This window comes from Viridibacillus sp. FSL H8-0110 (assembly GCF_038003565.1).
GTDB lineage: Bacteria > Bacillota > Bacilli > Bacillales_A > Planococcaceae > Viridibacillus > Viridibacillus arenosi.
The window spans coordinates 13,196-35,868 of record NZ_JBBOPJ010000001.1; the positions used below are offsets into that span (position 1 = coordinate 13,196).

Annotated in this window: 15 protein-coding genes, 1 tRNA gene, 3 rRNA genes, 1 other RNA gene, 1 pseudogene and 1 other annotated feature; of the genes and pseudogenes, 16 read left to right on the forward strand and 5 right to left on the reverse strand. The window is 39.5% G+C overall.

Translation table 11 applies throughout. The features are described 5' to 3' along the window. Positions 1 to 9: 9 nt before the first annotated feature. The 8 genes from MHH98_RS00055 to MHH98_RS00090 all read left to right on the forward strand — a co-directional run bounded on the left by MHH98_RS00055 (position 10) and on the right by MHH98_RS00090 (position 12,143). Positions 10 to 1,812 carry an oligopeptide ABC transporter substrate-binding protein gene (locus MHH98_RS00055; protein ID WP_038178744.1) on the forward strand — a complete coding sequence of 601 codons (1,803 nt, stop codon included), beginning with the start codon at positions 10 to 12 and terminating at the stop codon, positions 1,810 to 1,812. A gap of 190 nt (positions 1,813 to 2,002) precedes the next feature. Continuing rightward, positions 2,003 to 3,103: an HD-GYP domain-containing protein gene (locus MHH98_RS00060; RefSeq protein ID WP_038178742.1), complete on the forward strand. Its 1,101-nt coding sequence runs from the start codon at positions 2,003 to 2,005 to the stop codon at positions 3,101 to 3,103. Positions 3,104 to 3,507: 404 nt separating this feature from the next. Beyond that, positions 3,508 to 5,060: ribosomal RNA gene (locus MHH98_RS00065) — 16S ribosomal RNA — on the forward strand. A gap of 184 nt (positions 5,061 to 5,244) precedes the next feature. Further along, positions 5,245 to 8,174, forward strand: a 23S ribosomal RNA gene (locus MHH98_RS00070). 63 nt (positions 8,175 to 8,237) lie between these two features. After that, positions 8,238 to 8,353: ribosomal RNA gene (rrf, locus tag MHH98_RS00075) — 5S ribosomal RNA — on the forward strand. Together the 16S, 23S and 5S rRNA genes form the textbook arrangement of a ribosomal RNA operon. A 283-nt stretch (positions 8,354 to 8,636) precedes the next feature. After that, entirely contained in the window at positions 8,637 to 9,116 is a 480-nt protein-coding gene (locus tag MHH98_RS00080; RefSeq protein WP_038181043.1) for a glutathione peroxidase, read from the forward strand. Positions 9,117 to 9,221: 105 nt separating this feature from the next. Continuing rightward, positions 9,222 to 10,688, forward strand: a complete 1,467-nt coding sequence (gene guaB / locus MHH98_RS00085) for an IMP dehydrogenase (protein WP_038181040.1) — start codon at positions 9,222 to 9,224, stop codon at positions 10,686 to 10,688. Positions 10,689 to 10,805: 117 nt separating this feature from the next. Next, positions 10,806 to 12,143, forward strand: a complete 1,338-nt coding sequence (locus MHH98_RS00090) for a D-alanyl-D-alanine carboxypeptidase family protein (protein WP_340712164.1) — start codon at positions 10,806 to 10,808, stop codon at positions 12,141 to 12,143. Between the two features lie 34 nt (positions 12,144 to 12,177). Here the strand turns inward: MHH98_RS00090 and pdxR are convergent, their stop codons facing one another. Then, the gene (gene pdxR, locus MHH98_RS00095; RefSeq protein WP_076035515.1) at positions 12,178 to 13,587 is read right to left on the reverse strand and encodes a MocR-like pyridoxine biosynthesis transcription factor PdxR; all 1,410 of its coding nucleotides are present in this window, start codon (positions 13,585 to 13,587) and stop codon (positions 12,178 to 12,180) included. Positions 13,588 to 13,690: 103 nt separating this feature from the next. Here pdxR and pdxS point away from each other — a divergent pair, with 103 nt between their 5' ends. The 3 genes from pdxS to serS all read left to right on the forward strand — a co-directional run bounded on the left by pdxS (position 13,691) and on the right by serS (position 16,830). Continuing rightward, entirely contained in the window at positions 13,691 to 14,578 is an 888-nt protein-coding gene (pdxS, locus tag MHH98_RS00100; protein WP_038181033.1) for a pyridoxal 5'-phosphate synthase lyase subunit PdxS, read from the forward strand. 4 nt (positions 14,579 to 14,582) lie between these two features. Then, entirely contained in the window at positions 14,583 to 15,176 is a 594-nt protein-coding gene (pdxT, locus tag MHH98_RS00105; RefSeq protein ID WP_076035514.1) for a pyridoxal 5'-phosphate synthase glutaminase subunit PdxT, read from the forward strand. A 31-nt stretch (positions 15,177 to 15,207) separates the two neighbouring features. Further along, positions 15,208 to 15,423, forward strand: a binding site (T-box leader). Between the two features lie 120 nt (positions 15,424 to 15,543). After that, on the forward strand, positions 15,544 to 16,830 hold the full coding sequence (serS, locus tag MHH98_RS00110; protein ID WP_076035513.1) for a serine--tRNA ligase: 1,287 nt from the start codon (positions 15,544 to 15,546) through the stop codon (positions 16,828 to 16,830). Between the two features lie 40 nt (positions 16,831 to 16,870). On the opposite strand, the gene MHH98_RS00115 is transcribed toward serS, so the two are convergent. The 3 genes and pseudogenes from MHH98_RS00115 to tadA form a co-directional block, all read right to left on the reverse strand. Further along, positions 16,871 to 17,431 carry an SF0329 family protein gene (locus MHH98_RS00115; protein ID WP_076066005.1) on the reverse strand — a complete coding sequence of 187 codons (561 nt, stop codon included), beginning with the start codon at positions 17,429 to 17,431 and terminating at the stop codon, positions 16,871 to 16,873. A gap of 18 nt (positions 17,432 to 17,449) precedes the next feature. Continuing rightward, complete coding sequence (locus MHH98_RS22030) at positions 17,450 to 17,905, reverse strand: SF0329 family protein (RefSeq protein ID WP_445684010.1); 456 nt, start codon at positions 17,903 to 17,905, stop codon at positions 17,450 to 17,452. 21 nt (positions 17,906 to 17,926) lie between these two features. Further along, positions 17,927 to 18,403 (reverse strand): annotated as a pseudogene (gene tadA / locus MHH98_RS00120) (tRNA adenosine(34) deaminase TadA); the annotation flags it as partial. Between the two features lie 89 nt (positions 18,404 to 18,492). Between tadA and MHH98_RS00125 the strand changes: the two are divergent. The 4 genes from MHH98_RS00125 (at position 18,493) to MHH98_RS00140 (ending at position 21,804) form a co-directional block, all read left to right on the forward strand. Continuing rightward, positions 18,493 to 19,635, forward strand: coding sequence for a glycosyl hydrolase family 18 protein (locus tag MHH98_RS00125; protein WP_038181023.1), 1,143 nt, complete (start codon positions 18,493 to 18,495; stop codon positions 19,633 to 19,635). A 177-nt stretch (positions 19,636 to 19,812) separates the two neighbouring features. After that, the gene (locus tag MHH98_RS00130; RefSeq protein WP_038181021.1) at positions 19,813 to 20,451 is read left to right on the forward strand and encodes a deoxynucleoside kinase; all 639 of its coding nucleotides are present in this window, start codon (positions 19,813 to 19,815) and stop codon (positions 20,449 to 20,451) included. Beyond that, positions 20,448 to 21,119: a deoxynucleoside kinase gene (locus tag MHH98_RS00135; protein ID WP_038181019.1), complete on the forward strand. Its 672-nt coding sequence runs from the start codon at positions 20,448 to 20,450 to the stop codon at positions 21,117 to 21,119. Before MHH98_RS00130 ends, MHH98_RS00135 begins: the two co-directional genes overlap by 4 nt. A 142-nt stretch (positions 21,120 to 21,261) precedes the next feature. Then, a complete protein-coding gene (locus tag MHH98_RS00140) occupies positions 21,262 to 21,804 on the forward strand; it encodes an LOG family protein (RefSeq protein ID WP_179078298.1) in 543 nt (180 codons plus the stop codon). 121 nt (positions 21,805 to 21,925) lie between these two features. Here the strand turns inward: MHH98_RS00140 and MHH98_RS00145 are convergent. Then, positions 21,926 to 22,018, reverse strand: a tRNA-Ser gene (locus tag MHH98_RS00145). 269 nt (positions 22,019 to 22,287) lie between these two features. Between MHH98_RS00145 and ffs the strand changes: the two genes are divergently transcribed. After that, positions 22,288 to 22,554: signal recognition particle sRNA large type (ffs, locus tag MHH98_RS00150), an RNA gene on the forward strand. Positions 22,555 to 22,673: the final 119 nt, after the last annotated feature.

Genomic DNA, 22,673 nt, shown 5'->3' on the forward strand with positions numbered 1-22,673 from the left:
GGAAAAAAGATGAAGAAAAAGAATTGGTTTTTAGTTTCTATGCTATTAGCTTTAGTGTTAGTTTTAGCAGCATGTGGCGGAGACAAAGACAAGAAAAATGAATCTAGCGGTGGCGGGGATAAGCCGAAAGATGAAGAAAAAATAGATACAAGCGCATTCCCAGTAGCTGTAGAAAACAATGACGAGGCAATCAAAGGTGGTACTTTACAAGTCGCTCTTGTAAATGATTCACCGTTCAAAGGGATTTTCTCAGCGGAATTATACGAAGATGCATATGACAGTGAAATTATGGCCTTTGCAAGTAATTCAATCTTTAAGACAAAAGAAGATTTCTTAATCAGTGATGAAGGTATCGCTTCATTAAAAGTAGACGCTGATAACAAAAAAGTAACGGTTAAAATTCGTGAAGGCGTAAAATGGTCTGATGGTGAACCTTTAACTATAGACGACGTTATTTACCCATATGAGATCATTGGTCACAAAGATTACACTGGTGTTCGTTATGATGGGGATTTCAAAAATATTATTGGTGCTACAGAGTACCATGCAGGTAAAGCAAAAACTATCTCAGGTTTGAAAAAAATTGATGATTTAACTTTAGAAATTACATTCAAAAAATTATCACCAGCTATTTATAATGGTGGTGACGGTTTATGGGGCTATGCAGCACCAAAACATTACTTAAAAGACGTAGCAATCAAAGAATTAATCAAATCGGATAAAATCCGTAAAACACCAGTTACTCTTGGTGCATTTAAATTTGATAAAATTGTAAATGGTGAATCAGTACAATTCTTAGCTAACGAACATTACTGGAATGGCCAACCTAAAATTGATAAAGTTGTTTTAACAACTGTTCCTTCAACTCAAATTGCAGAAGGTCTAAAAGCTGGTAAGTATGACATCGCTACATCGTATAGATCAACGAATTATGATGCAGTTAAAGATTTAGAAAACTTAACAGTACTAGGTCGTAAAGAATTGGCTTACTCTTATGTTGGTTTTAAACTTGGTAAGTTTGACACTAAAAAAGGTGAAAACGTAACAGATCCAAACGCTAAAATGGGAGATGTTAGTCTACGCCAAGCATTTGCATATGCAATGGATGTTGAGCAAGTAGCTGAAGAATATTATGGTGGCTTACGTACACGTTCTAACTCATTGATTCCACCAGTATTCTCTGCATTCTATGACGATTCATTAGAAGGATTCAAATATGATCCTGAAAAAGCAAAAAAATTATTAGATGATGCAGGATATAAAGATGTTGATGGTGATGGATTACGAGAAGATAAAAACGGTAAAAAACTTGAAATCAAACTTGCTGGTATGGCTGGCGATGATAAAGATGAAGCTATGATGCAATTTTACTTGCAAAATTGGAAAGATGCTGGTTTAAATGTTGTTTTAACAACAGGTCGTTTAATCGAATTCAACAGTTTCTACGATAAAGTAAAAGCTGATGACAAAGATATTGACGTATATATGGCTGCGTGGGGTACTGGTACTAACCCATCTCCATCAGGTATTTATGCGCGTGATGCATCTTACAGTTATAGTCGTTTCACTTCTCCAGAGCTAGATAAATTACTAGCTAATATTGATTCTGAAGAAGCAATTGATCCAGAATACCGTGCAAAGGCATTTAAGGATTGGCAAGTCTACATGGCTGAACAAGCGCCAGTATTCCCAATTTACTACCGCACAGAAATCATGCCAGTTAACAAACGTGTGAAAAACTACAATAAAGACTGGGTTAACGAATCTGATTTAAACCAATTGGAACTTACTGCTGAAGAGCCAATTAAATAACAAAGTATGTAACCAAATTAAAGAAACTCCGAGCAACTGCACTATATGTGCAATGCTCGGAGTTTTTTTGTTCTAACAAAAATTTAATTAATTTGATAAAAGGACTGAATATTTATATTACAATTAAAGTAAGTTTTAGATACAATATATACTAGGACAAATTAATTATCTTTTAAAGGAGTGCGTGCATATGAGCGCTACATTAGTGAAAGTGGCTGATTTGCGATTGGGTAGTATTGTGGCAGAAGATATAATGGCAAATACACAATATCCTATTGTATATAAAGATACTAAAATTACTAGAGAGCATTTAATTGTATTTCAGGCTTTCCAAATTCCAAAAATTCCAGTGCTCACTACATCAATCATTGAAAAAAAAGAAAAGGAAATTACGGTAGTTCCTGATAATGTTAAGGAAGATGAAGTGGTAGTAGAAAGTATGACACCATTTGCTAGCCAATATGGAAAGAGTGTTGCGGAATTTAAAGCCGAATTTTTTAAATGGCAGGCGGGTAGTAAAGTTGATATTGTAAAGGTTCGTACTATTATACTTCCGTTAATAGATTATGTATTAAGAGATCGTGCACTTATTTTTTCGTTGAATGAACTTTCAGATTCTAAAAACTATATTTATCATCATTCAGTTGCACTGAGTTTAATCTCGGCTGTAATTGCGCATAAGATGGGCTTAACAAAAGGTGATATTATTCAAATTGCCAGTGCAGCTGCTTTAGCTGATTGCGGTATGGCAAAAGTAAATAAAAAGATTCTTGAAAAAGCAGGGGCTTTAACTGAGCTAGAACTTAAAGAAATTCAAGAACATCCCTTTTATAGTGCACAATTAGTGAAAGATATTCCTCTTTTAAAATCTGATATGAAAATTGCTATATATCAGCATCATGAGCGATTAGATGGTAGTGGTTATCCATTAGGTGAGAAAGGTAATTCCATTGCTGTGTACTCTCATATTATTGCAGTAGCTGATGTTTTTCATGCTATGACATGCGAACGAGTATACAGAGAAAAGGAATCATCATTTAAAGTATTAGAAATGATTCGCGAATCGCAATTCGGTAAATTTAATATTGAAGTTGTCCACACATTGTTTAGCTGTATAGCTGATTTACCGTTAGGAACAAAAGTAGAATTATCTAATTTTGCATTAGCAACAATTGTTTTTGTAAATAAGGATACCCCTACTCGTCCAGTTGTAAAGTTAATAGATACATCAGAAATTATAGACTTATCAAGGAATCGTATATTATATATCGAAAGATTAATCGTCGAATAGCTTTATTAATTCTATCCCTTAATTAAGTCGTTCTATAGGAAGAAACTCTTTAGAAAGATAAGTAGTTTTATATTTTAGGGATAGAATTTCATTTTTTATTAAAAAGTGTTGACAGTTATATCGAAAGTGTTATATTATATTACTTGTCGCTAAGACGTACTTAACAAAACTTAATAACTTTACTTTCAAATAAAACTTTTTAAAAAGCGGTTGACAGTTGAAGATATAAATGTTAAGATTTATAAGTCGTCAAAACAACACGATAAAATGAACCTTGAAAACTGAACATGCAAGACGTTAATCAATAAATGTTTTTGAACATCAACTCTGTTGGTGGATCAAAACAAAAATAGATATCATCTTCGGATGATACGCTAGCAAAGCTAATGAGCTTTCAAACTACTTTTATGGAGAGTTTGATCCTGGCTCAGGACGAACGCTGGCGGCGTGCCTAATACATGCAAGTCGAGCGAATGATGAAGAAGCTTGCTTCTTCTGATTTAGCGGCGGACGGGTGAGTAACACGTGGGCAACCTACCTAGTAGATTGGGATAACTCCGGGAAACCGGGGCTAATACCGAATAATCCATTTTGTCACATGGCAAAATGCTGAAAGGCGGTTTCGGCTGTCACTACTAGATGGGCCCGCGGTGCATTAGCTAGTTGGTGGGGTAACGGCCTACCAAGGCAACGATGCATAGCCGACCTGAGAGGGTGATCGGCCACATTGGGACTGAGACACGGCCCAAACTCCTACGGGAGGCAGCAGTAGGGAATCTTCCACAATGGACGAAAGTCTGATGGAGCAACGCCGCGTGAGTGATGAAGGTTTTCGGATCGTAAAACTCTGTTGTAAGGGAAGAACAAGTACGTTAGTAACTGAACGTACCTTGACGGTACCTTATTAGAAAGCCACGGCTAACTACGTGCCAGCAGCCGCGGTAATACGTAGGTGGCAAGCGTTGTCCGGATTTATTGGGCGTAAAGCGCGCGCAGGTGGTTTCTTAAGTCTGATGTGAAAGCCCACGGCTCAACCGTGGAGGGTCATTGGAAACTGGGAGACTTGAGTGCAGAAGAGGAAAGTGGAATTCCAAGTGTAGCGGTGAAATGCGTAGAGATTTGGAGGAACACCAGTGGCGAAGGCGACTTTCTGGTCTGTAACTGACACTGAGGCGCGAAAGCGTGGGGAGCAAACAGGATTAGATACCCTGGTAGTCCACGCCGTAAACGATGAGTGCTAAGTGTTAGGGGGTTTCCGCCCCTTAGTGCTGCAGCTAACGCATTAAGCACTCCGCCTGGGGAGTACGGCCGCAAGGTTGAAACTCAAAGGAATTGACGGGGGCCCGCACAAGCGGTGGAGCATGTGGTTTAATTCGAAGCAACGCGAAGAACCTTACCAGGTCTTGACATCCCAATGACCGCTCTAGAGATAGAGTTTTCCCTTCGGGGACATTGGTGACAGGTGGTGCATGGTTGTCGTCAGCTCGTGTCGTGAGATGTTGGGTTAAGTCCCGCAACGAGCGCAACCCTTGATCTTAGTTGCCATCATTTAGTTGGGCACTCTAAGGTGACTGCCGGTGACAAACCGGAGGAAGGTGGGGATGACGTCAAATCATCATGCCCCTTATGACCTGGGCTACACACGTGCTACAATGGACGATACAAAGAGTCGCTAACTCGCGAGGGTATGCTAATCTCATAAAATCGTTCTCAGTTCGGATTGTAGGCTGCAACTCGCCTACATGAAGCCGGAATCGCTAGTAATCGTGGATCAGCATGCCACGGTGAATACGTTCCCGGGCCTTGTACACACCGCCCGTCACACCACGAGAGTTTGTAACACCCGAAGTCGGTGAGGTAACCTTTATGGAGCCAGCCGCCGAAGGTGGGATAGATGATTGGGGTGAAGTCGTAACAAGGTAGCCGTATCGGAAGGTGCGGCTGGATCACCTCCTTTCTAAGGATAATTACGGAAACAGATCTTGGATCTGTCGATTAACGTCTTGCGTTCAGTTTTGAAGGCTCATTGTAAAATGATCTTCAAAACCTTGTTCTTTGAAAACTGGATAAAACGACATTGAAGCAAATTAAGTAACACATTTTTTATTATTAAGTTTTTTAGGCTTAATAACTAACTTTTAGGTTAAGTTATTAAGGGCGCATGGCGGATGCCTTGGCACTAGGAGCCGAAGAAGGACGGCACTAACACCGATATGCTTCGGGGAGCTGTAAGTGAGCTTTGATCCGGAGATTTCCGAATGGGGGAACCCACTGTTCGTAATGGAGCAGTATCTTGACGTGAATACATAGCGTCTTGATGGCAGACCCAGGGAACTGAAACATCTAAGTACCTGGAGGAAGAGAAAGAAAAATCGATTCCCTGAGTAGCGGCGAGCGAAACGGGAATAGCCCAAACCAAGAGGCTTGCCTCTTGGGGTTGTAGGACACTCTATATGGAGTTACAAAGGAATGAGTTAAACGAAGCGGTCTGGAAAGGCCCGCCAGAGCAGGTAACAGCCCTGTAGTTGAAAGTTCATTCTCTCTTGAGTGTATCCTGAGTACGGCGGAACACGTGAAATTCCGTCGGAATCTGGGAGGACCATCTCCCAAGGCTAAATACTACCTAGTGACCGATAGTGAACCAGTACCGTGAGGGAAAGGTGAAAAGCACCCCGGAAGGGGAGTGAAATAGATCCTGAAACCATGTGCCTACAAGTAGTTAGAGCCCGTTAATGGGTGATAGCGTGCCTTTTGTAGAATGAACCGGCGAGTTACGATTACATGCGAGGTTAAGTTTTAGAAGACGGAGCCGCAGCGAAAGCGAGTCTGAATAGGGCGAATGAGTATGTGGTTGTAGACCCGAAACCAGGTGATCTACCCATGTCCAGGGTGAAGGTAAGGTAACACTTACTGGAGGCCCGAACCCACGTACGTTGAAAAGTGCGGGGATGAGGTGTGGGTAGCGGAGAAATTCCAATCGAACCTGGAGATAGCTGGTTCTCTCCGAAATAGCTTTAGGGCTAGCCTCGTGATAAAGAATCCTGGAGGTAGAGCACTGTTTGAACTAGGGGTCCATCCCGGATTACCGAATTCAGACAAACTCCGAATGCCAGTGATTTATGCACGGGAGTCAGACTGCGAGTGATAAGATCCGTAGTCAAGAGGGAAACAGCCCAGACCACCAGCTAAGGTCCCAAAGTAATTGTTAAGTGGAAAAGGATGTGACGTTGCTTAGACAACCAGGATGTTGGCTCAGAAGCAGCCATCATTTAAAGAGTGCGTAATAGCTCACTGGTCGAGTGACGCTGCGCCGAAAATGTATCGGGGCTAAACAATTCACCGAAGCTGTGGATGGACATCTTAGATGTCCGTGGTAGGAGAGCGTTCTAAGTGCTGTGAAGTCAGACCGGAAGGACTGGTGGAGCGCTTAGAAGTGAGAATGCCGGTATGAGTAGCGAAAGACGGGTGAGAATCCCGTCCACCGAATGACTAAGGTTTCCTGAGGAAGGCTCGTCCGCTCAGGGTTAGTCGGGACCTAAGCCGAGGCCGATAGGCGTAGGCGATGGACAACAGGTTGATATTCCTGTACCACCTATTTACCATTTGAGCAATGGGGGGACGCAGTAGGATAGGGTAAGCATGCTGTTGGTTATGCATGTTCAAGCAGTGAGGCGTGAAATGAGGCAAATCCCATTTCTATAACGTTGAGCTGTGATGACGAGGACGTATGTCCGGAGTTCCTGATTTCACACTGCCAAGAAAAGCCTCTAGCGAGGTAAAAGGTGCCCGTACCGCAAACCGACACAGGTAGTCGAGGAGAGAATCCTAAGGTGTGCGAGAGAACTCTCGTTAAGGAACTCGGCAAAATGACCCCGTAACTTCGGGAGAAGGGGTGCTCTAGTAGGGTGAAAGCCCGAGAGAGCCGCAGTGAATAGGCCCAGGCGACTGTTTAGCAAAAACACAGGTCTCTGCAAAACCGTAAGGTGACGTATAGGGGCTGACGCCTGCCCGGTGCTGGAAGGTTAAGAGGAGTGCTTAGCGCAAGCGAAGGTGCGAATTGAAGCCCCAGTAAACGGCGGCCGTAACTATAACGGTCCTAAGGTAGCGAAATTCCTTGTCGGGTAAGTTCCGACCCGCACGAAAGGCGTAACGATCTGGGCACTGTCTCAACGAGAGACTCGGTGAAATTATAGTACCTGTGAAGATGCAGGTTACCCGCGACAGGACGGAAAGACCCCGTGGAGCTTTACTGTAGCCTGATATTGAATTTTGATACATCTTGTACAGGATAGGTAGGAGCCAGAGATTCCGGAGCGCCAGCTTCGGAGGAGGCGTTGGTGGGATACTACCCTAGATGTATTGAACTTCTAACCCATGCCCCTTAGCGGGGTAGGAGACAGTGTCAGGCGGGCAGTTTGACTGGGGCGGTCGCCTCCTAAAGAGTAACGGAGGCGCCCAAAGGTTCCCTCAGAATGGTTGGAAATCATTCGTAGAGTGTAAAGGCATAAGGGAGCTTGACTGCGAGACCTACAAGTCGAGCAGGGTCGAAAGACGGGCTTAGTGATCCGGTGGTTCCGCATGGAAGGGCCATCGCTCAACGGATAAAAGCTACCCCGGGGATAACAGGCTTATCTCCCCCAAGAGTCCACATCGACGGGGAGGTTTGGCACCTCGATGTCGGCTCATCGCATCCTGGGGCTGTAGTCGGTCCCAAGGGTTGGGCTGTTCGCCCATTAAAGCGGTACGCGAGCTGGGTTCAGAACGTCGTGAGACAGTTCGGTCCCTATCCGTCGTGGGCGTAGGAAATTTGAGAGGAGCTGTCCTTAGTACGAGAGGACCGGGATGGACACACCGCTGGTGTACCAGTTGTTCTGCCAAGGGCATCGCTGGGTAGCTATGTGTGGACGGGATAAGTGCTGAAAGCATCTAAGCATGAAGCCCCCCTCAAGATGAGATTTCCCATTACGCAAGTAAGTAAGATCCCTCAAAGACGATGAGGTAGATAGGTTCGAGGTGGAAGTGTGGCGACATACGGAGCTGACGAATACTAATAGATCGAGGACTTAACCAAATTTTACTTAACGAACTTCAATGTAATTTATCCAGTTTTGAGAGAACAAGTTCTCTAATATAGTCTAGTGATGATGGCAAAGAGGTCACACCCGTTCCCATGCCGAACACGGAAGTTAAGCTCTTTAGCGCCGATGGTAGTTGGGGGTTTCCCCCTGTGAGAGTAGGACGTTGCTAGGCACATCAAAGCACAGCTGATTTAATCAGTTGTGTTTTTTTATTACTTATATTTATAATTAAGTATAATGTTGTACTTAATTTAGAAGGTTTATATTCCATTAAAATACATTACCTAAACGTAGAATGAAAAGAATATTCAGGAACCCTATGTATCTATCTCGATTTATATATAAATACTCTATTTGAATTCGTTTTTCTTGTACAAATATTAAATAGAACATATGGTTAAAAGAAGTACAATCAAATAGAATGGCAGAATTTATTCTAACAGGAGGTATGGAACATGACAGTAGTCTATAATTTTACGGTTAAAAAGGTAGATGGAGAGCAAAAAAATTTAAGTGATTTTACTGGTAAACCGTTGTTAATTGTCAATACAGCAAGTAAATGTGGTTTTACACCACAATTTAAAGAATTACAAGCAATGTATGAAAAATATAACCATCAAGGATTTGAAATTTTAGGTTTTCCTTGTGATCAATTTAATAATCAAGAGTTTGCAGATATCGATGAAACAATGCAATTTTGCCAAAAGAATTATGGAGTAAACTTTCCAATGTTTGCAAAAGTGGATGTAAAGGGTGATAATGCTGATCCACTATTCAAACACTTAGTTTCAGAGAAAAAAGGTTTACTAACAGAGGGAATTAAATGGAATTTCACTAAGTTCTTAATAAATAAAGAGGGGAAGGTTGTAGCTCGTTATGCACCTCAAACTTCACCTACTAAAATTGAAAATGACTTAAAATCTGTATTGAAGTGAACAATTCTAAATAATCTTATTTATCGCAGAGTCCTTGACAAGTGAATAGTCACGTTGTTAATCTTACAATTAATATTCTTTTACAAAACAGGAGGAGTTACCGAAATGTGGGAAACGAAATTTGCCAAAGAAGGTTTAACGTTTGATGATGTATTACTTGTACCAGCACATTCTGAAGTATTACCGAAAGATGTAAGTTTATCAGTTAATTTAACACCAAAAATTAAATTGAATATCCCTATTATTAGTGCTGGAATGGATACAGTAACTGAGGCACCAATGGCAATTTCTATGGCTCGTCAAGGTGGTATTGGTATCATCCACAAAAATATGAGCATTGAAGAGCAAGCGGATCAAGTAGAGAAAGTAAAACGCTCTGAAAATGGAGTTATTACAAATCCGTTTTTCCTAACACCAACTCATCAAGTATTTGATGCAGAACATTTAATGGGTAAATACCGTATTTCCGGTGTTCCAATTGTAAATAACGATAAAGACCTTAAATTAGTAGGAATTATTACAAACCGTGATTTACGCTTTGTACAAGATTACTCCCAAAAAATTGAAGAAGTTATGACTAAAGAAGATCTAGTTACAGCTCCTGTTGGAACAACTTTAGATGATGCAGAAAAAATACTTCAACAATATAAAATCGAGAAATTACCAATCGTTGATGATGAAGGCGTCTTAAAAGGCTTAATCACAATTAAAGATATAGAAAAAGTTATGGAATTCCCGAATGCTGCTAAAGACCATTTAGGTCGTTTACTTGTAGGTGCTGCAGTTGGTGTTACGAAAGATTCTATGGTTCGTGTACAAAAGTTAGTAGATGCACAAGTAGATGTAATTGTAATTGATACAGCACATGGTCACTCACAAGGTGTTTTAGAAGTAGTACGAGATATACGCGCAGCATTCCCAGAATTAGATATTATCGCTGGTAACGTTGCAACAGGTGAGGCTACAAAAGCTCTTTACGAAGCTGGCGCTGATGTAGTTAAAGTAGGGATTGGACCTGGTTCAATTTGTACAACTCGTGTTGTAGCAGGTGTTGGTGTACCTCAAATTACAGCAATTTATGATTGCGCGGCAGAAGCTCGTAAACAAGGTAAAACAATTATTGCTGATGGCGGTATTAAATACTCAGGTGATATTATTAAAGCTTTAGCTGCTGGTGGACATGTAGTAATGCTAGGTAGCTTGCTTGCAGGTACTTCTGAATCTCCAGGGGAAACTGAAATCTTCCAAGGCCGTCGCTTTAAAGTATATCGTGGCATGGGTTCAGTAGGAGCTATGGAAAAAGGTTCAAAAGATCGCTACTTCCAAGAAGATGCAAAGAAACTTGTTCCAGAAGGTATTGAAGGACGTCTTCCTTACAAAGGACCTCTAGCAGATACAATCCACCAATTAGTTGGAGGTATTCGCTCAGGTATGGGGTATTGTGGAACGAAAGATCTTCGTGATCTACGCGAAAATGCACAGTTCGTTCGTATGACTGGTGCGGGTTTACGTGAAAGTCATCCACATGATGTTCAGATCACGAAAGAATCACCAAACTACTCAATCTCATAATTTCGAGACTTTCCCATCCTTTCTACGTCAAAACTAGATGTAGAAAGGGTGTTTTTTTATACACCGTAGTTGCGAGCCCTGAATCTATGTTAAAATGAGCGGAGTAAGAGGAGTAATATGAACACATATGGAGGTATTATGGTGAAAACATCAAGAAAAAACACATGGTTACGATTTATCATGGTTTCTGCTTTGCTGTTAAGTATGTTTGTAACAATACCTAAGGCAGCGAATGCAGAAGACGAGCTGAATTTGCGCGTTAAAGGTGCCATTTTAATCGATGCAGACTCAGGTAAAATTTTATACCAAAAGAATGCGGACAAGTCTTTAGGAATTGCTAGTATGTCAAAAATGATGACCGAATATCTATTATTAGATGCAATTAATGATGGTAAAATTACTTGGGATCAAAAATATAAAGTATCAGAGTATGCATATAAAATTTCCCAAAATCGTGCACTTAGTAACGTGCCTCTACGTGCTGACGGTGAATATACAATTCGTGAATTGTATGAAGCAATGGCAATATACTCAGCAAATGGAGCGACTATTGCAATTGCAGAAACAATTGCTGGCTCAGAAACAGAATTTGTGAACATGATGAATAAAAAAGCAAAAAAAATGGGTTTGAAGAATTATACTTTCGTTAACTCAACAGGCTTAAATAATGCACAACTAGACGGTATGGAACCAGCAGGTACTGGTAAAACTGCTGAGAATAAGATGCCCGCAAAATCTGTTGCTAAATTAGCTTATCATTTATTAAAAGATCACCCTGATGTATTGAAAACTTCAAGCATTACGAAAAAAACATTCCGTGAAGGTACAGATGATGCAATTAAAATGTCTAACTGGAATTTCATGCTACCGGGTCTTGTATTTGAATATGAAGGTGTAGATGGATTAAAAACGGGTACAACTGATTTTGCTGGTTACTGTTTCACAGGTACTGCAACACGCAACGGAACACGTCTAATTGCAGTTGTTTTAGATGCTGTAGATGCTAAAGGTGAAGGAACATATAAAGCTCGTTTTGATGCAACACGCGCATTATTCGACTATGGTTTCAATCAATTTACTACAGAAGAAATTGTCCCGGCCAACTATACGTTTAAAGGACAAAAATCGATACCTGTAATTGATGGTAAAGAAGATAAAGTGAATATTGCTACAAAAGAAGCAATTTCAATTATGGTAAAAACTTCAGATAGAGATTTATATAAACCAAAATTAGTACTAGATAAAAAAGAACTAGACGCACCTGTTAAAAAAGGTGCTGTTGTTGGACATGTTGAAATCGAAAAAACCGAAGGTAAAGATTATGGATTTATCGATGGAGAAGTAAATAATGCAGAGGTAGTCACTACAAATACTGTTGAGAAGTCTGGCTGGATTTCCCGAGCTTTCAAAGGTATTGGTAACTTCTTCTCAGATTTATGGAATAAAATATTCTAATATAAAAAAGGCAATCACGACGATTGCCTTTTTATTATGCCTTAATTCCCCAAGCATCCATTAATTGTTGCACAGATTGATTAATTTCTTCATCTTTGATTCCCCCAAAACCAAGGAGAAACTGTGCCGATTTTCCATTTAGAATTGTATCCATCATATATTCCTGAATAGGTATAATACGAATACCTTTTTCTTGAGCCAAGTCTTTCAATTCTGTTGCATTTTTTGTGTGAGAAATTGTTAGTACGATATGCATACCTGCTTGTTCACCTGAAATTTTAACTGTTGGTGAAAATGGTTCTAGAGCTATTGTAAGCTTTTCTAATTTTTTACGATAGATTTTACGCATTCGATTTAAATGCTTCGCAAAATGGCCATCTCGCATGAATTGTGCGAGAATATGCTGTTCAAAGCGAGGTACTGTCGATGTATAGTAATTAAATGCCTGGTTGTACACTTCTACTAAATTTGGAGGTAGTACAAAATAGGCAATACGTAGCGAAGGCATGAGTGATTTAGAAAAGGTACTTATGTAAATCACACTGTCACTTTTATCCATTCCCTGTAATGCAGCAATTGGTTTCCCAATATAACGAAATTCACTATCATAATCGTCTTCGATGATATAACGATCATCCTTTTGAGAAGCCCAGTTTAAAAGCTGTGCTCTACGCGGGGCAGATAATACTGCGCCAGTCGGAAATTGATGCGAAGGCGTGACATAGACAACGTTAGCCTTAGAGTTCTCCAAATCATTGACCAATAGACCTTCATCATCTACATTTATCGGTATAGCAGGACGATCTGTTTGCTTAAATATGTGATGGGTTAAAGGATAACCTGGATTTTCAATTCCAAAGCGAGAAGAGGCTCCTAGGAGGCGAATAATCATAGGCATAAGTTGTTCTGTTCCAGAGCCAATTACAATTTGATTGGGTGCGCATATAACACCTCTTGATTGATATAAATACGTTGCAATTTCCTCGCGTAATTCTTGCTCTCCTTGGGGCGAGCCAATTAGTAATAGATCTTGAGATTGCTCATCAATTGCTTCCTTCGCATATTTCCTCCATAGATGGAATGGGAATGATTCTGTATCAATTTGTCCCGGGTTAAAATCTATTTTAAATGTTTCTCGGGATAAGGAAGGTGGAATCGCTGGATGTTGAATATCTTTTTCTACATAAGCAAGTTCTTCAACAGCTTCTACAAAATATCCGACGCGAGGCATTGAGGCAATAAAGCCTTCTGCTAGCAATTGTGCATAGGCGAGTTCAATTGTTGTTTGACTAATATTTAAAAATTCAGCTAATTTTCTTTTTGAAGGGAGTTTAGATTCAGTTGGTATTGTACCTTCTGTAATGCCCTTCTTAATGCCTTCGTAAAGCTGTTCGTACATAGGTTTAATAGAGTTTCTTTCTAGCTGAAACATAAGCATATCCATCATATCACCTCTTCTGACCATATGATTTACGTGTAAACTGAATCTTTTTATATGGTCAATTTTCATTATACTAACATCATACAAGAAAATGGAGGCGATGGAAATGACAAATCTAACAGGTACAGTTCGAGTAAAACGTGGAATGGCAGAAATGCAAAAGGGTGGCGTAATTATGGATGTAATTAATGCTGAGCAAGCAAAAATTGCTGAGGAGGCGGGCGCAGTTGCTGTTATGGCTCTGGAGCGTGTACCGTCTGATATCCGAGCTGCTGGTGGAGTAGCGCGTATGGCAGATCCTCGAATTGTGGAAGAAGTGATGTCAGCCGTATCAATACCTGTAATGGCAAAAGCGCGAATTGGCCATATTGTAGAAGCTCGTGTTTTAGAAGCAATGGGCGTAGATTACATAGATGAAAGTGAGGTGTTAACACCAGCAGATGAAGAATATCATTTGCTAAAAAGCGATTATAAAGTGCCCTTTGTTTGTGGATGTCGCGATTTAGGTGAAGCAACACGTCGTATTGCTGAAGGGGCAACGATGCTTCGTACAAAGGGTGAGCCAGGAACGGGTAATATAGTTGAAGCTGTTCGCCATATACGTCAAGTGAATGCACAGGTACGTAAAGTTGCAAACATGACACCAGATGAACTAATGACAGAGGCAAAAATTTTAGGTGCACCTTATGAACTTTTATTAGAAATCAACCGTTTAGGTCGATTACCGGTTGTAAATTTTGCTGCTGGTGGAGTAGCAACTCCCGCTGATGCAGCATTAATGATGGAGCTTGGAGCAGATGGTGTTTTTGTAGGCTCAGGTATCTTCAAATCTGAAAATCCTGCCAAGTTTGCAAAAGCCATTGTAGAAGCAACAACTCATTACAAGGATTATAAATTAATCGCTGAAATTTCGAAGGAACTTGGGGTTCCGATGAAAGGTATCGAAATCTCCCGCTTAAATCCACAAGATCGTATGCAAGATCGAGGCTGGTAAGATGATGAAAATCGGTGTTTTAGGTTTGCAAGGTGCTGTACGTGAGCATGTTCAAGCTATAGAAGCAGCTGGTGCTGTTCCAATTGTTGTAAAGAATGCAGAACAATTAAAGGAGCTAGAAGGTCTTGTACTACCGGGTGGTGAAAGTACAACGATGAGGAAGCTAATTGACCGTTACAGCATGATGAAACCCCTTCGTCAATTTGCTGACGATGGTAAACCAATATTTGGTACTTGTGCAGGATTAATATTATTAGCGAAAAATGTCATTGGCCAGCAAACGCCCCATATTGGCGTAATGGATGTTATTGTTGAACGTAATTCATTTGGTAGACAGATTGATAGCTTTGAAATACCCCTTTCTATAAAAAATATTGGTGAAAACTTCCCGGCAGTATTTATACGTGCACCTCATATTGTATCAGTGGGATCGAATGTTGAAGTATTAGCACAGTGTAATGGACGCGTTGTTTTAGCGAAAGATGGACAGTTTTTAGGCTGTTCATTTCATCCGGAATTGACAGAGGATCAACGAATCATGGCATACTTTGTGCAGATGGTTGAGAAAAGTGTTTTGACCACACTTGCAAAACGGTGAAATCTATTGTAAAGTATGGATAAAATTCAAATTAAACACGATGATAGGAAGTAGTAGCAAGTAAGTTTTTTTTATAGAGAGTCGACGGTTGGTGTAAGTCGATAAAAAACCTTGTGAATCCGTCCTGGAGTTGCTCAGCTGAATCTTTAGTAGGCTGTGGCCGGCCAACAAGCCGTTATGAAACAAGTGGATTGCATTTAGGTGCAATCAATTAGGGTGGCAACGCGGGTATGCTCTCGTCCCTTTCATGGGGATGAGGGCTTTTTTGTTGCTTATTTTTAGTATATCCTAGACCTAAAGTATTGTTTTGTAAGATTACCTTGATACATTTCTATTATCGAATTTACAAAACTGGAGGAATGGACATATGTTAGATATTAAACGAATCCGTGATAATTATACGGAAATTAAAGAAAAGCTATCTCACCGTAATGAAGATTTAGGAACCTTTGATCAATTTGAAACTCTTGATCAACAACGCCGTGATTTAATCGCAAAAACAGAAGTATTGAAAGCTGAGCGCAACCAAGTTTCTGAACAAATTGCTCAAAAGAAACGTAATAAAGAAAATGCGGATGCTGAAATCGCACATATGCGTAAAGTCGGCGATGACATTAAAGCATTGGATACAGAGCTTCGTGAGGTGGAAGGTAAATTCCAAGATATGATGATGCGTTTACCAAATATTCCACATGAAAGTGTACCAGTTGGAGACACGGAAGATGATAATGTGGAAGTAGCTAAATGGGGCGACATTCCTGAGTTTGATTTTGAGGTTAAAGCACACTGGGATCTAGGTACAGATTTGAACATCATCGATTTTGAAAGTGCTGCAAAAACAACGGGTAGCCGTTTCGTATTTTACCGTGGTCTAGGTGCTCGTTTAGAACGTGCTTTAATGAGTTTCATGATGGATTTACATTCTGAAGAACATGGCTATGAAGAGATGTTACCACCTGTAATCGTTAATCGCGATAGTTTAACAGGTACGGGTCAGCTTCCAAAATTTGAAGAAGACGTCTTCAAATTAGCGGATACAGATTACTTCTTAATCCCAACAGCAGAAGTACCGGTAACAAACTTCTTCCGTGATGAAATTTTAGATGCTGATATTTTACCGAAAGGCTTTTCAGCTTATAGTGCTTCTTTCCGTTCTGAAGCGGGATCTGCTGGCCGTGATACGCGTGGTTTAATTCGCCAACACCAATTTAATAAAGTAGAACTTGTGCGTTTCGTAAAACCAGAAGATTCTTATGATGAATTGGAAAAATTAACAGGCCACGCTGAAAAGGTTCTTCAACTTTTAGGTCTACCATATCGTAAATTAAAAATGTGCACATCAGATTTAGGCTTTACTGCTGCGAAAAAATACGATTTAGAAGTATGGATTCCAGCTCAAGGTACTTACCGTGAAATCTCTTCTTGCTCTAACTTTGAAGATTTCCAAGCGCGTCGTGCCAATATCCGTTTCCGTCGTGAAACAGGGGCAAAACCTGAATATGTGCACACATTAAATGGTAGTGGTCTAGCAATTGGGCGTACAGTTGCAGCACTTCTTGAAAACTATCAACAAGCAGATGGTTCTGTAGTTATTCCTGAAGTTTTACGTCCATATATGGGCGGTAAAGAAGTAATTCAAGCACCAACTAAATAATTTATAAACGAAAAGGCTAATGCTAGGGGACTCTCCTGCATTAGCCTTTTTTTGTTTTATTTATAATGCTCTCTGCTTCACAGCGAATTTGATAAAATTGCTGAATAGTAGGATGAACTCCAGTCATGTTTAAATTTTGTAATCTGCGTTTTCCTAAACGGTAATCAAACATTGCAAAGGCTTGAATGAGTACATTTTCTGATAGTAATGATTCTTCAATGGATAATTGCATATAGTACATGATTGCTTCATACAAGTAAAAGCTTTCGAAATTTCCTCGTTCCATTAAAGTTTCTTCAGCTAAATCATAGGCATCCTCTAATGCTCGTCTTTCAGGGAATCCTAACATTACATTGAAGTCTCTATTATATGGTATTGGTTTTAGCATATGTTGTTCTTTTAGTTGCGCATACAGTATGTTCCTCGGAACGATAAAACTTAAATCATCTGCATTTAAAATTTTTTGTTTATCTAATGTAAGCCAAACACTTGCTGGGTTATCATGTGCTTTGCGATATGTTGTTGCATAAAGCTTCACGCGACCTTGCAACTTTTTACAAAGAAAGCTTTCGTATCTTTTTTTGATTTTGCTAAATTGCATAGGTTATCTCCCTTGAGTCTAATAGTGAATACCTTCTGCCTCACAACGGATATGATAAAACTTTCTTTCTAATGAAGACTGTGGTGCAGTCATGTTTTTTAATTTACGTTTCCCTACACGACGATCAAGTAATGAGTATGCACGGATAATTGGGTTTGTTGAAGCTAGTGCATCTACAATTGATAAATGAGGGTATTGAGTAAATGCTTCATATAAATGTAAGCTAGCAATTTTATTTTGTTCAGCTATTTGTAATTCTTTAGAGAGTAGTTCAGAACAATACTTTCCTTGAATTTGTCCGTTAATAAATGCTAAATCATCTACATTAAAAATAGGGTCTTTATTTAGAGTTAACCAAATGTGTGGTATATCATCACGGGATTGATTATGTGTGGCAGATTGAAGTTCGACCTTTCCTTGTAACGACTCGCATAAGAAATTTTCAACGTCTGATTTTAATTTGGAAAATGGTATAACTTTAGAGACAGGAGTTGCTCGTTCAGCTTTTTTCTTACTACGTAAACTACTGAAGAAATCGCTTAATAATTGGCCACATTCAGCTGTTAAAATGCCCTCTGTCACTTCACACTTATGATTGAACCGTGAGTCATTAAGTAAATGATAGAGTGAATCTACACAACCCGCTTTACTGTCTCTAGCTCCATAAACGACGCGTGGCACTCTGGATTGTAAAATCGCTCCTGCGCACATAGGGCAAGGCTCTAAAGTAACATAGAGAGTTGTTTCTTCTAATCGCCAACTACCAATTTTGTTGCAAGCTTGTTGAATTGCCATGAGTTCAGCGTGGGTAACTGCATTCTGTGAAGTTTCGCGTAAATTGTGTGCACTGGCGATGACTTCATCCTTGTAGACAATGATGGCCCCAATTGGTACCTCTCCTAGTGATGCAGCCTTTTTTGCCTCTTCGATGGCCAATTGCATAAAGTATAGATCTTTTTTTAATACGTCCATAGATTCATCGCTCCTTGCAAAATAGTGTAGCACGGTTTAAACCCAATTCGCATATATTACTGGAGAAATAATGCTAGAGGAGGTTGCACTTGATTTATGTAGTGAAGCAAGGCGATAACATATATAATATCGCGAGGGCGCATAATACGACAGTCGCGACGATTGTTGCGCTTAATGAAATTCCAGATCCAGATGTTCTAGTTGTTGGGCAAGCGCTTGTATTACCTGAAACGCCAAATCCAAATCGCCCTACAATCGATACTAACGGTTATGTCGAATGGTATACAGCTGAAATTCCAGAAAGTTTAATAGCTCAGCTGAGAAGACGTGCACCACTATTAACTTATATGATGCCATTTTCATATGAAGTACGACGTGATGGCACTCTTACACCGCTAGATTGGGGAAGTATACCAGAGATAGCGAATGCAAATCAGACGGCAACAGCCATCGTATTAACAAATATAGAAAATAACGCTTTTAGTGATACATTAGCACATACTATTTTAAACGATACTACATTACAAGACTTAATCATTGGAGCAGCTTTAAAAGAGGCCTCTAATAAAGGGGCAAAAGATATTCATTTAGATTTTGAGTATTTGTTAGCTGAGGATAAGGGACGTTACGTTGATTTTTTGAACAGGTTCAGACAAAGAGCTCATGCTCAAGGATTAACGATTTCGGCAGCAGTCCCTCCCAAAACAAGTGCAAATCAGCCAGGAAAGTGGTATCAAGGGCACGACTATAAAGGGATAGGTGAAGCGGTTGATTTTGTTGTCATTATGACATATGAATGGGGATATAGCGGAGGTCCGCCAATGGCGGTATCACCAATTGGTCCAGTACGCCAGGTGTTAGAATATACTATAACCGAAATACCTGCTGATAAAGTAATGATGGGACAAAATTTATATGGATATGATTGGACATTACCATATAAAACAGGAAATCCGCCCGCAAGAGGATTGAGCCCTCAACAGGCTGTTGCTCTGGCAAGAAACCAAAATGCGGCGATTTCGTATGATCCAATAGCTGAAGCGCCATTCTTCCATTATTGGAGTGATGGGGTAGAGCATGTGGTGTGGTTTGAAGATGCACGTTCTATTGAAGCGAAGTTCAATTTGCTGAAGGAATTAAAGTTAAGGGGTATAAGTTATTGGCATATGGGTTTTGCCTTCCCTCAAAACTGGGCACTTTTACAAGAAATGTTCCACGTGAAAAAACGGTAATATTTAAACCTTCAGTTGATACTGGGGGTTTTTTTGCACACATTGATGATATTAAAATTTAGGGTATAAGTTACTTTTTATAAAATCACCTGTACTTAACGAGTCACTTCTGCTTTTCTTATTACTATGATAAAATGATAAGCACTGACTAAAAAAGACGATGAAGGGGGACTTCTGATGCCTGTACCGTTTATCACGGTTGAGGGGCCAATTGGCGTCGGAAAAACGTCACTTTCTAAAATAGTTGCTGAGACTTTTCAGTTTCACTTATTGAAAGAAATCGTGGACGAAAATCCGTTTTTAAATAAATTTTATGAAGACATTGATGAGTGGAGTTTCCAAACAGAGATGTTTTTCTTATGTAATCGCTATAAACAATTAACAGATATAAAGAATCATATACTATCGCATGAGAAAGCTGTAGTTGCAGATTATCACATTTTTAAAAATTTAATCTTTGCTAAAAGAACATTAAAAGAGTCTGAATTTCACAAGTATGAAGAAATATATCGGATATTAACTGCAGACATGCCATGTCCAAATGTAGTGGTTTATCTGCATGCAAGCGTCGATACTTTGATGAAACGAATTGCCATGAGAGGTCGCGAATTTGAAAAAATGATTTCAAGAGACTATATGGAGCAGCTCGTGACGGATTATCATGTATTTATTGAACGATTTGAAAAACAAAATCCAGATATTCCGGTATTACGAATAAATGGCGATGAAATTGATTTTGTGAAAAATCCATCAGATTTACAAAAAATCTTAAGAACTGTTGAAGAAACATTAGAAAAAGGGAGTTTCGAGTCATGAATTTAAGAGAAAAATACGGCATTCCTGCTAATGCAGTTATTACAATCGCGGGAACAGTAGGTGTCGGCAAATCGACAATGACAAAGGCGTTAGCAAATGCATTAAATTTCCGTACGTCATTTGAAAAGGTCGATTCGAATCCATACTTGGACAAGTTCTACGATGATTTCGAAAAATGGAGCTTCCATTTACAAATATATTTCTTAGCAGAACGTTTCAAAGAGCAAAAACGTATTTTTGAATATGGTGGTGGCTTTATTCAAGATCGTTCAATCTATGAGGACACAGGAATTTTTGCTAAAATGCATGAAGAAAAAGGCACGATGAGTAAAATTGATTATGAAACATATAAAAACTTATTCGATGCAATGGTTATGACACCTTATTTTCCACATCCAGATTTGCTAATTTACTTGGAAGGGCCAATTGAAGATATTTTATCGCGTATAGAAGAACGGGGTCGTCCGATGGAACAACAAACACCAAAGGATTATTGGTATGAAATGCACGGACGTTATGAAAACTGGATCGACAGTTTTAATGCATGTCCGGTATTACGTTTAGATATCAACGACTACGATTTGATGAAAAATCCAGATACAGTAGAAGTAATTGTGGAACGTATTAGTCACTTTATGGAGCAGACATCACATTTACGTCGTAAATAATCGGTTAAAAAAGACTGTCATTTCAATGACAGTCTTTTTTATAGCAATAAATAATATGTTTAAAATTACTATAAGAAATGGAGGAATATAATCATATATAGGTGCATTATTTTATATTTTTAAATAAGAGGGGGTGCACTTTATGAGGGTAGCAATTTACTGTGGATCTAAGATGGGGAGGAATTCTATATATGCTGAGAAAGCTATAGAGCTCGGTAAGTTTTTGGCTATACATGGTGTTGGGGTTGTTTATGGAGGATCAATTGTAGGTCTAATGGGTAAAGTGGCAGATGAGGTATTAGCTCATGGAGGAGAAGTAATTGGTGTTATGCCTACTTTTATGCAATGGAAAGAGGTTACACATCAGGGGTTATCAGAATTGGTTTTTGTAGATACTATGTATGAGCGTAAGGCTAAAATGGGGGAGTTAGCAGATGCCTTTATCGCATTGCCAGGTGGCGCGGGGACAATGGATGAGTTTTTTGATGTACTAACACTTTCTCAAGTAGGCCAGCATTCGAAAGCTGTATGCTTATATAACATCAATTCTTATTATGATTTTCTTCAAGCACATTTACAACATACTGTGGATGAAGGCTTCATGTTAAAAAGTCAGCAGAGGAAAATCGGTGTTGTAGGTTCGCCTGAAGAGCTCTTACTATTTATTAATCAATTTGATAAATAAAAAAAGAAACAAACATAAATGTTTGTTTCTAAAATTTCTGACTATATGTATTAGAGAAAAAATTCGTCACTTTAGCAACGAATACAATCTCAATATTATGCGCGTGTTTTTAAAAATAAAATGGAGGAGGAAGAGGGATTCGAACCCCCGCGCGGTATGACCCGCCTGTCGGTTTTCAAGACCGATCCCTTCAGCCAGACTTGGGTATTCCTCCGAAGAAAGTATGTTGTTGTCTTTCTGACAAGTAATACTTTATCATGTATTAAATATCTCGTCAACACTTTTTAATAAAAAAATTAAATTAATATTTAAAAGGTCTATTTTACAGAGTTTTTTAAAGTGAAAAGTATTTTAATTAGAAGGTGAAAAATCGCTTGAAATAAGATATTAATCGATCTTAGGACTATTCTTTTGTTAATTGTAATATTTCGTTTCATGCTTTTATATTGATTTTTTTCATTATTCTTCGTATACTAATAGATGCCGTGCTAGGTGGGAAGGTAGCGGTGTCCTATAACTCGCAATCCGCTCTAGCGAGACTGAAGTCCTTTTCTAAGGCTGTCCGTATGTTTGGTCTGCCTTTTGCACGTAGTGTTGACGATTGGGTCCTACGCAATGCGTACCCGCGAACCATGTCAGGTCCGGAAGGAAGCAGCATTAAGCGGCTTATCGCATGTGCCGTAGGGTTGCCTAATCAGAGCTAACGACAAAAGTAACGCTTATGTACGGCTGTCGAAGGAAGGTGCACGGCATTTATCGTGCAAATTTCAAACTCATTCGTCGTTTTCGGCGAATGAGTTTTTTATTTTATCTAAAGGTATCGAGCGGCTTTAATAAGCGCTCTTATGGTATAATAAATACATTCAAAT

Bases quoted from the DNA above. Each gene is read 5' to 3' on its own strand.
- MHH98_RS00055 (WP_038178744.1), top strand. From the start codon at position 10: ATGAAGAAAAAGAATTGGTTTTTAGTTTCTATGCTATTAGCTTTAGTG.
- MHH98_RS00060 (WP_038178742.1), top strand. From the start codon at position 2,003: ATGAGCGCTACATTAGTGAAAGTGGCTGATTTGCGATTGGGTAGTATT.
- MHH98_RS00080 (WP_038181043.1), top strand. From the start codon at position 8,637: ATGACAGTAGTCTATAATTTTACGGTTAAAAAGGTAGATGGAGAGCAA.
- guaB (WP_038181040.1), top strand. From the start codon at position 9,222: ATGTGGGAAACGAAATTTGCCAAAGAAGGTTTAACGTTTGATGATGTA.
- MHH98_RS00090 (WP_340712164.1), top strand. From the start codon at position 10,806: ATGAACACATATGGAGGTATTATGGTGAAAACATCAAGAAAAAACACA.
- pdxR (WP_076035515.1), bottom strand. From the start codon at position 13,587: ATGGATATGCTTATGTTTCAGCTAGAAAGAAACTCTATTAAACCTATG.
- pdxS (WP_038181033.1), top strand. From the start codon at position 13,691: ATGACAAATCTAACAGGTACAGTTCGAGTAAAACGTGGAATGGCAGAA.
- pdxT (WP_076035514.1), top strand. From the start codon at position 14,583: ATGAAAATCGGTGTTTTAGGTTTGCAAGGTGCTGTACGTGAGCATGTT.
- serS (WP_076035513.1), top strand. From the start codon at position 15,544: ATGTTAGATATTAAACGAATCCGTGATAATTATACGGAAATTAAAGAA.
- MHH98_RS00115 (WP_076066005.1), bottom strand. From the start codon at position 17,431: ATGCAATTTAGCAAAATCAAAAAAAGATACGAAAGCTTTCTTTGTAAA.
- MHH98_RS00130 (WP_038181021.1), top strand. From the start codon at position 19,813: ATGCCTGTACCGTTTATCACGGTTGAGGGGCCAATTGGCGTCGGAAAA.
- MHH98_RS00135 (WP_038181019.1), top strand. From the start codon at position 20,448: ATGAATTTAAGAGAAAAATACGGCATTCCTGCTAATGCAGTTATTACA.
- MHH98_RS00140 (WP_179078298.1), top strand. From the start codon at position 21,262: ATGAGGGTAGCAATTTACTGTGGATCTAAGATGGGGAGGAATTCTATA.